This window comes from Thiocapsa marina 5811 (assembly GCF_000223985.1).
Taxonomy (GTDB): domain Bacteria; phylum Pseudomonadota; class Gammaproteobacteria; order Chromatiales; family Chromatiaceae; genus Thiocapsa; species Thiocapsa marina.
Window position 1 is genome coordinate 1 of sequence record NZ_AFWV01000050.1, and the last position, 1,198, is coordinate 1,198.

The following is a 1,198-nucleotide window of genomic DNA, read 5'->3' on the forward strand; positions in this document are numbered from 1 at the left end:
AACGCACTTTTCATACAAGATGGCTGAGGTAAAATGCCTTACTTGTTAGTGAATCGTTACTTAGACAGAGTGTCGGCCAGGTGAGATAGGCAGATTCTGTCTATCTCAGTCGGGACAGATTCCACCTAGCCGCCGCGTGGCTGCCTCGCCGAGCATAGCGAAACGTGTACAATACCCATACGCGGTACCCGGCGGAGAGACGCTAGCAGATGGGAGACGTGCGCACAACAGCCGCGGGCGCGGTCGATCGTTTCTGGAGGCAGTTCATTGATCTAGCTCGGAAAAAAGGGGTCAAGGACAGCGCGGTGCGATGGTATGTCCGGCGTGCGGAGCGCTACTTGAAGGCGCTTTCCGGTAAGCGCCTCGCGGAGCACACGGGCGCGGATGTGACAGGCTACTTGGAGTCGGTCGGGAGGATAGACGGAATCGAGGATTGGCAATTCCGGCAGATCGTTGACGCCGTGCAGATGTTGCTGGCGACGGGCAACGCCAAGGTCGTCGGCGAGGTGGACTGGGCCTACTGGCTCGATTCCGCCCGGACCTTGGCAGCGGACCATCCGACCATCGCTCGGGAGACGGCAGCCCGGAGAGTAGGGGCGGCTGACGAAGAGCCGGTCTCGGGGGCCCGCTTCAAGGAGAAGCGAAACCCGCCGTCCGCCTTGGACGAGGTTCGTCGGGCGCACCCTCGGCTGATGGAACGGCTGGCTGCGGAGATCCGCCGGCGCAAGTACTCGATCCGCACGGAGCAGACCTACGAGTCTTGGGTGTGTCGCTTCATCCTGTTCTGCGGGGGGCGCGACCCGTCGGAGGTCGGCGCGGATCGGATTGTTGCGTTTCTCGAGGACCTTGCCGTCCGCGGCCAGGTCTCGGCGAGTACACAGAGTCAGGCATTGAATGCGCTGGTCTTCGTGTACAAGAAGGTGCTGGGCTAGCCCATCTTTAACACGGTCGGGTCCGATTTCCTGTCCGCAGGCCGCCCATGCCATTGATTCATATGTACACGGCAACCTCGCCGTGAAAAGTAGTGCCATATTATTTCGGCCTGCCACTAGGCAGCCGGCAGCGCATGGGCTAGCGTGTGGGCATGTACATCCGGCGCACCCATACCCGCAACACCGCCACCGGCGAGCGCTACCACACCCACCGGCTGGTGCGCTCCACGCGCGTCGGCGGCAAGGTCCGGCAGATCACGCTCCTG

Annotated in this window: 1 protein-coding gene; it reads left to right on the forward strand. The window is 62.0% G+C overall.

All coding sequences use genetic code 11. The annotated features are described in order from the left end of the window. Window positions 1-209 precede the first annotated feature (209 nt). Complete coding sequence (locus THIMADRAFT_RS24200) at window positions 210-932, forward strand: site-specific integrase (protein WP_007195776.1); 723 nt, start codon at window positions 210-212, stop codon at window positions 930-932. Window positions 933-1,198 lie beyond the last annotated feature (266 nt).